The organism is Allobosea sp. (assembly GCF_035999205.1).
GTDB lineage: Bacteria > Pseudomonadota > Alphaproteobacteria > Rhizobiales > Beijerinckiaceae > Allobosea.
Genome location: NZ_DASYHA010000026.1, coordinates 800,062 through 807,807, shown reverse-complemented (window position 1 = coordinate 807,807; position 7,746 = coordinate 800,062). Strand labels below are relative to the sequence as shown.

The 7,746-nt window shown below is 68.2% G+C and carries 6 protein-coding genes; 1 reads left to right on the top strand and 5 read right to left on the bottom strand.

Annotation, left to right across the window (positions count from 1 at the left end; genetic code table 11):
* The 4 genes from VGN82_RS25790 to VGN82_RS25775 all read right to left on the bottom strand — a co-directional run.
* A partial coding sequence (locus VGN82_RS25790; RefSeq protein ID WP_305694234.1) for a GTP-binding protein occupies positions 1-141 on the bottom strand: 141 nt, incomplete at its 3' end.
* 134 nt (positions 142-275) lie between these two features.
* Positions 276-1,196, bottom strand: coding sequence for a DUF1444 domain-containing protein (locus VGN82_RS25785; protein WP_327529919.1), 921 nt, complete (start codon positions 1,194-1,196; stop codon positions 276-278).
* A 72-nt stretch (positions 1,197-1,268) separates the two neighbouring features.
* Positions 1,269-2,546, bottom strand: coding sequence for a nicotinate phosphoribosyltransferase (gene pncB / locus VGN82_RS25780; protein WP_327529918.1), 1,278 nt, complete (start codon positions 2,544-2,546; stop codon positions 1,269-1,271).
* A gap of 61 nt (positions 2,547-2,607) precedes the next feature.
* Positions 2,608-4,485, bottom strand: a complete 1,878-nt coding sequence (locus VGN82_RS25775) for a TRAP transporter large permease (RefSeq protein WP_327529917.1) — start codon at positions 4,483-4,485, stop codon at positions 2,608-2,610.
* Positions 4,486-4,709: 224 nt separating this feature from the next.
* Here VGN82_RS25775 and glpD point away from each other — a divergent pair, with 224 nt between their 5' ends.
* The gene (gene glpD / locus VGN82_RS25770) at positions 4,710-6,224 is read left to right on the top strand and encodes a glycerol-3-phosphate dehydrogenase (RefSeq protein WP_327529916.1); all 1,515 of its coding nucleotides are present in this window, start codon (positions 4,710-4,712) and stop codon (positions 6,222-6,224) included.
* 58 nt (positions 6,225-6,282) lie between these two features.
* Here the strand turns inward: glpD and VGN82_RS25765 are convergent, their stop codons facing one another.
* Positions 6,283-7,605 carry a M23 family metallopeptidase gene (locus VGN82_RS25765; RefSeq protein ID WP_327529915.1) on the bottom strand — a complete coding sequence of 441 codons (1,323 nt, stop codon included), beginning with the start codon at positions 7,603-7,605 and terminating at the stop codon, positions 6,283-6,285.
* Between the last annotated feature and the right edge of the window lie 141 nt (positions 7,606-7,746).

Below are 7,746 nucleotides of genomic sequence, written 5' to 3'. Positions count from 1 at the left end.
ATACGCCGTGAACGACGCACCGCCAGACTCGGCCAGAACCTTCGTGATCGCTGCCGTCAGCGACGTCTTGCCATGGTCAACGTGACCAATCGTTCCGATGTTGCAGTGCGGCTTCGTCCGCGCAAATTTCTCTTTGGCCATGACACCCTGTTCCTGACAACGGCCCTACGCGGCCGGAAAGCGCGGTCGCATTAGGGGGTTTTCCGGCCGGATGCAAGGTTTGCGGTCATTGCCGTGCGCGCCACGTCGGCCGCGATCCCGACAGGCGCCCTCACTTAGGGAATGACCACCGGCCCCTTCTCGCTGAGCCTGTAGATCTGCTTGCTGATCGGGAAGCCCTTATCGGGCTGTTTCGTCAGCGCCCGCAACGCGGCGACTGCCTCGGCATCGTCGGCATCGGCGAAGGCGAGAATGTCGCGCGACGGGACGCTGAAGGCGACGTTTCGCGGCAGATCAGGAACCTTCTCCCACGGATTCGGCAGCACCAGGATCGAGGCGTTGTAGACACCCGTGCCGAAATGGAAGGCGCGCAGATTGCCCACCGCGTGGAGTTCGAGCCTGTCGACGCGACGGGTCCAATTGTCGATGGCTGCACGCAAGACGTCGGCGTCGCTCATCCCGTGACCGCCGCCCTCCCCCATCGCGACGAAGCGCGTGACATTGGGCAGGTCGAGGGCCGCGGCGGCAATGACGTCACCGAACAGCGGCACATGCAGCAGCCTGGCATGGGGCGAGCCGCGCTGGCGCGCCATCTCCGCGAACTGCGCGATGAACGAGCGATTCTTCAGCACGGGCAGCAGCGCTGCAGTGAACCGCCTGGTCTCCGCCTCGGTCTTAGGCGCCGGTCGTCCAGCCACGGCTTCCGCGACGCGCTGCGTCAATTGATCGAAGGCATCCTGCCGCGCCCTGGCATTCGGCAACGCGTTGAACTGACGGCTCAGTGCCGCCAGCCCCATGCGGACATCCCGACCGGCAGCGTGGAAGACGATGTCGCCGGCTTCTACCCGTAGCGCCCCGACATCGGCCCGGCCGGTCAGCAGGCCTCTCAGCAGCGCGGCCATGTCGTCGTGGCTCAGCGCGCCGGCCTCGTTCAATCGCTCGCGTCCGAGCGTCTGCGCGTTCGCGGCGCCGGTCGCAGCGCCGGTCGCAGCGAACGCTGCCAAAACCATGAAAAGCGCAACCAGCAAGCGCGCCATGTCGAGTTCCCCAACCCACGATCAGCATCGCGCATTCGGAACAAAATGGCAACACACATTAGTTACGTTACGTCATTTTACCTCGAACACCCTGCGATAGCGCGCCACTGCACCGCCCTCGCCTGAAACCTTCTCGGGATTGTCGGAGAGTTTCACCGCCGGGCGGCCGTTCGCCTTCGAGACCTTGCAGACCAGCGACATCGGATCGAGCGCGCGCGAGCCGTCGGGCGAACAGCCGACCAGATCATTGGTCAGGTCCGTGCCCCAGCCGAAGGCCATGCGGACCTTCCCGTCGAAATGCCGGTAGACGCGCTCGATCGCATCGACGTCGAGCCCGTCGGAGAAGACCAGCAGCTTCTCGCGCGGATCGCGCCCGCGCTCGCGCCACCAGGCGATGATCTCCTCGCCGGCCGGGATCGGCGGCGCCGAATCGGGCCGAAACCCGGTCCAGTCCGCGACCCAGTCCGGCGCATTTCGCAGGAACCCGGTGGTCCCGAAGGCATCCGGCAAGGCGATCAGCAGATTGCCGCCATAGACCTGGCGCCACTCGTCGAGCACCCGGTAAGGAGCCTGCAGCAGTTCCTCGTCGCTGTCAGCGAGCGCAGCCAGGACCATCGGCAATTCATGCGCGTTGGTGCCGATCGCCTCGAGGTCGTTGTCCATCGCCAGCAGCACGTTGGACGAGCCGCTGAAGGCCGGCCCCAATCCCTCCTTCAGCGCCTCGACGCACCAGCGCTGCCAGAGATGGCCGTGCCGCCGCCGCGTGCCGAAATCCGACAACCTGAGATTCGGCAGCTTCTGCAGGCGCTCGACCTTGTCCCACATCTTCGCCTTGGCTCGGGCATAGAGCACGTCGAGCGAAAAGCGCTTCTGGCCGACCATGACGCGCCGGGCCCTGAGCTCGTTGATGATGGCGAGAGCCGGCACCTCCCACATCGTCGTATGTGTCCAGGGCCCCTCGAAATGCAGCTCGTACTGCCCGTCGACCTTGCGCAGTTCGTATTCCGGGAGCTGGAAATCGGCGAGCCAGGCGATGAATTCCGGCGAGAACATCTGCGTGCGGCCATAGAACGAGTTGCCGGCGAGCCAGATCAGCTCCTTCTTCGAGAAGCGCACGCTGCGAGCGTGGTCGAGTTGCGCGCGCAGCTCCTCCTCGTCGACGAGATCGGCCAGGCGGATATGCTTCGAGCGGTTGATCAGCGAGAAAGTGACCTGGACCTCCGGATGGAAGGCCCGGATCATCTGCAGCATCAAAAGCTTGTAGAAATCCGTGTCGAGCAGGCTGCGGATGATCGGATCGAGCCGCCAGCCATGGTTATAGGTCCGCGTCGCGATATCGGTGACGGTCATGGCAGGGCTTGGTCCAGGCGGATGGCGGGAGGCCGAGGCGGCAGAGGCAGATCCGCGCGCATCAGAACAGCGCCTTGAGCCAGAGGGCAAGCGAGGATGGCGCGAGCGATGGCCAGGCCGCCGCCGCCAGCGATAGCACGAACAGCGCAACCAGGAGCATGCCGAGCAGCGGCAGCACGGCCCGGAACACCGCACCGGCCGACACGCCAGTGATGCCGCTGACGACATAGACGAGAATGCCGAGCGGCGGCGTCAATCCGTGGATCATCAGGTTGACGACGAGGATCACGCCGAACTGGATCGGATCGAGCCCCGCGGCGATCGCCACCGGCAGCAGCAGCGGCGCCAGCAGCAGGATCGCCGCGCCGATGTCGAGGAAAAGGCCGGCGACCAGCAGCACGAGATTGGCGAGCAGCATCACCGCATAGGGCCCGCCACCGAGCGCCGTCACCAGCCCGGCCATCAGCTCGGAGACCCGGTCCAGCGCCAGCAGGAAGGCAAACGGCGCCGATGCGCCGATCAGCAGCCCGATCGCGGCCGCCTCGGTCGCGGTGCCGCGCAGCGCGGCGAGGACGCCGCGGCCATTCAGGCTGCGCAGGCACAGGCAGGTCACGAGCGCATAGGCGACGGCCAGCGCCGAAGCCTCCGTCACCGTGACGACACCGAAGCGAATGCCGACGACCACGACGACGCCGAGCCCGATCGCCGGCAGGGCGCCGATGAAGCTCGCCGCCCGCTCGCCGGCGCTCGCCTTCGGTGCGGCATCGACGACGTCGCGCACCGTCAGGTGAATGCCGATGGCCAACGCCAGCGCCAGCACGCCACCCGCGACGAAGCCGCCAACCAGCAGCGCCCCGATCGACAGGTTGGTTGCCGTCGCCAGCAGCAGGAAGGCGATCGAGGGCGGGATAATGTTGTCGAGCATCGAGACGCCGGCGACGATCGCCGCCGCATGCGCCGGCGGATAGCCGCGCGCGACCAGCGTCGGCGCCATCACCTTCGCCCCGAAGGCCGCATTCGCAACGGAGGAACCCGACGCGCCCGAGAACAGCACGCTCGAGACCAGCGCCGTCTGGGCGAGGCCGGCGCGGCGATGCCCGACGAGGGCCGCGGCGAAGCGCACGAGCCGTTCCGCCAGCCCGCCCGAAGTCAGCAACTCGCCCGCCAGCAGGAAAAACGGGATCGCCAGCAGCAGGAACTTCGAGACACCGGCGACAGTGTTCTGGACGATCGCCGGTTCCGGCAGCAGGGCGCCGAAAGCGCCCGCAATCGACGCCCCCGCGAGCAGGGCGAGCGGCAGTGGCGCGCCGAGCAGCAGGCCGCCCGCGGCCAGCATCGCCGCCGCGAGGCTCGGCGTCGCCAGGGTGAAGCCGCTCGAAAGCTGAGCCAGCCCGTAGAAGCAAGCGCCAAGCAGAAGGGCGCCCAGCGCATCGGACCAGCCGCGATCGAGCACCGCGCGCAACGTGAGGGCAAGCACGGTCAGCCCGCCGCCGCAGGCGAAGATCGCAAAGCGCAGCCATTCCGGCAGGCCGAGCACCGTCGAGCTGCCGCCGACGAGGCTGGCGACGCCCGCCCCGCCGACCGCGAGCACGAGCGCGCCCTGCACGGCGATCCCTCCGGCCAGTGCATCCGCGAGCCGGCGCCAGCCGGGCGGCAAAAGCCGCACCAGAACGTCGAGCCGCATCGCCAGCGCACCGGTGACGGCGAGCGGCGCAGCCGTGGCGATCAACGCCACATGCAGCCAGATCGCCAGCTCGTCGGACCAGACGTAGCCGCCGCCGAACAGATAGCGCCGGATCACCGCCGCCATCACCACGAGAAAGAGCACGGCCAGGATCGCCGCGCCGATGTTCCGCAAGGCGGCCTCGAATCCGGCGAGCATGCGCTCGGTCGCTTTGCGCCAGGCCAGTGGCTGCAGGGAACCAGCCTCGCCCTTCATCTCCGCGTCGTTCCCAACCCCGAATCCTCGCCCGGCCAGCCCTCACCGGTATAATGCGCGAACCATCGCCGTCATGCTCGTGCTCGTGGCAAGCATCGACGTCTGGCCCCCGCCAAGGACAAGTCCTTGCCGGCACCGGTCCGTCTGCGATATCCGACCGCGATGACGCGCCCGTGCCTGCCACGGGCTTGCGGCCGCGACCATCTTCAAGGCCTGATGCCTCCATGAGCGATTCTGAGCCGACATACGATCTCGCCGTCATCGGCGGCGGCATCAATGGCTGCGGCATCGCGCGCGATGCGGCCGGGCGCGGCGCCTCCGTCGTGCTGTTTGAGAAAGACGATCTCGCCAGCGCGACCTCCTCTGCCTCGACCAAGCTGATCCATGGCGGCCTGCGCTATCTCGAACATTACGAGTTCCGGCTCGTCCGGGAGGCGCTGATGGAGCGTGAGCGGCTCTGGGCGATCGCGCCTCACATCATCTGGCCGCTGCGCTTCGTCCTGCCGCATCACAAGGGCCTGCGCCCGGCCTGGCTGCTGCGGCTCGGCCTGTTCCTCTACGACCATATCGGCGGCCGCAGGAAGCTGCCGCCCACCCGCACGCTGGATCTCGCGACGGACGCGGTTGGCCGCCCCCTGAAGGACGATCGTGCACGGGCCTTTGAATACTCCGATTGCTGGGTCGAGGATTCGCGCCTCGTCGTGTTGAACGCGATGGATGCCGCCGCGAGGGGCGCCGCAGTCCACACCCGCAGCCGCGTCGTCGCGGCGGACCGCGAGAATGGCCTCTGGCGGATCACCGCCGAAAGTGGCGGCACCCGGACGCCCGTTCTGGCCAAAGCTCTCGTCAACGCCGCCGGCCCCTGGGTCGGCGAGGTGCTGGGCGGCGTCGTCCGCTCGAATACCAAGGCAGCGGTCCGGATGGTTCAGGGCAGCCACATCGTCGTGCCCAGGCTCTACGAACACGACCGCTGCTACATCTTCCAGAATGGCGATGGCCGCATCGTCTTCGCCATTCCCTATGAGCGCGACTTCACCCTGATCGGCACGACCGACCGCGACTTCAAGGGCGATCCGGCCGGGGCGAAGGCGACGCCGGAAGAAATCGATTATCTCTGCGCCGCCGCGAGCGAATATTTCCGCGAGCCGGTGACACCGCAATCGGTGGTCTGGACCTATTCCGGCGTGCGCCCGCTCTATGACGACGGCGCGTCCAAGGCGCAGGAGGCGACGCGCGACTATGTCCTGACGCTCGACGCGCCCGAAGGCCAGGCCCCGCTGCTCTCGGTCTTCGGCGGGAAGATCACGACCTATCGCCGCCTGGCGGAATCGGCGCTGGAGAAGCTCGCCCCCCATGCCGACTGGGCCGCCCGCCCGGCCTGGACCGTCACTGGCATCCTGCCCGGCGGGGACTTTCCGGTCGAAGGTTTCGCGGCGCAGGTCGATGCACTCGCCGCCTCCCATCCCTGGCTGGCGCGCAAGACGGTGACCCGGCTGGTCCGCGCGTATGGCACGAAGGCGCGCGACATTCTCGAAGGCGCGCGCAGCGTCGACGATCTCGGCCTCCATTTCGGTGCCGACCTTTACGAGCGCGAGGTCCGCTACCTCATGCAGGCCGAATGGGCCACGCACGCCGCTGATGTGCTCTGGCGGCGCAGCAAGCTCGGCCTGAGGTTCACGACGAGCGAACAGGAAGTGCTCGAGCGCTTCATGGCGGAGCGCGCGGCCGACGTGGCCTGAGACGCCATTCCGAAGCAAAGCCGCCATTGCGCGCCTGGCGATGCAATGACGGCAAGCCCTACCGCACCCCCGCAGGCAGCGCCGGCTGCGACAGCCTGCTGCCGATCTCGATGAACTTCAGCGGGTTGCTCGCCTCGCCCGCGAGCCTCGTCTCATAGTGCAGATGCGGGCCGGTCGAGCGCCCGGTCGAGCCGAGCCGGCCGATGATCGTTCCGGGCGGAACGATCTGGTCCGCCTTGACGTCGAAGGCGCTGAGATGGGCGTAGCGCGTGGTCAGCCCATTGCCGTGGTCGAGCTCGACCATATTGCCGTAGCCGCCGGCAACCTCGGCCCTCAACACCTTGCCGCCCCCGGTGGCCCGGATCGGCGTGCCAGTCTCGCCACGGAAATCCATGCCGGCATGCATCGCGGGTGCGCCGGTGAACGGATCCGTGCGCATGCCGAAATTGCTGGTGGTGCTGTCGTCGCCCTCGAGCGGGCGACGCAACGGCACGATGTTGGCGAGCTCCCGCCAGCGGCTGAAAAGCGACTGCCCCTCGCCCAGCTGCATGACCCTGTGCTCGAAGCTGCCCGGGCGCATCGTCACTGAAAGCGGAATCAGGGGGCCGCCCATCGCCTGACGCGCCGGCGGCAGCCGGACCTTGGCGACATCGAGCCCGAGATCGGCCAGCGACGCCCTGATCTCCTGCACGCGGCCGACGAGGCGCAGCCCCAGGGCCGAAAGCTGTTGGCCCTGCGCAGTCTCGATCCGGTCCAGCGACTGCTGCAGCACCGCGACGCGTTCCGCCAGCGGCAACAGCTCCTCCGCGCGTAGCGCCGTTGCGACCTGGCGCTTCTGCGGCGCGACCACCGCCGGATTGATGCGTTCGAGGATGTTGCCCTGGAACGGGTCGCTGGCAGCGAACCCGCCCGCTCCGCCCGGCGCCTGTGCCCCACTCGGCGGCAGCACCGGTGCTACCGCCTGGCCGGTCAGGGTGCCCAGCAGGTTCTGCCGTGCCTCCAGCTCGATCTGGCGCGCAATCAAGTCGGCAAGCTGGTCGTCCCCGCCGCTGCCTGCTGCGGCGCCGGGCGCCCGCTGCGTCGCGATCGAGCTGACGAGGCGGCGCGTCAACGCCCGCATCTTCTCGTCATAGCTCGCCTGGAGGACCTGCTGCTCCTGCTGCAGCGCGGCCACGATCGACCTTTCCCGGACCAGCAGCCAGGTCGCGGCCGCGCTCCAACAGATTCCGACGACCGCGGTCAGCAGCACCATCGCGCGCCCGACCTTGCCGACCCGCGACGGGCGACGCCTGCCCGGCCCGGTCTGGCGCATCGGCTCGCCGGAGCTGGGTGGCCGGTCCGGGGGACCGGCCCGGCTCTTCAATCGTGCGGGCTGCAACATCCGCCGCTCCCTGAACGAGCTCCCACAATCCGTCGATGCAACGACGCATGGCGACGGATCGATCGGGGTCCGTCAAACGAAGGACACACGCACGATACCCTATCGGAAGGCGACGCGCCGCAACCAGAGCGGAGGCGGCCC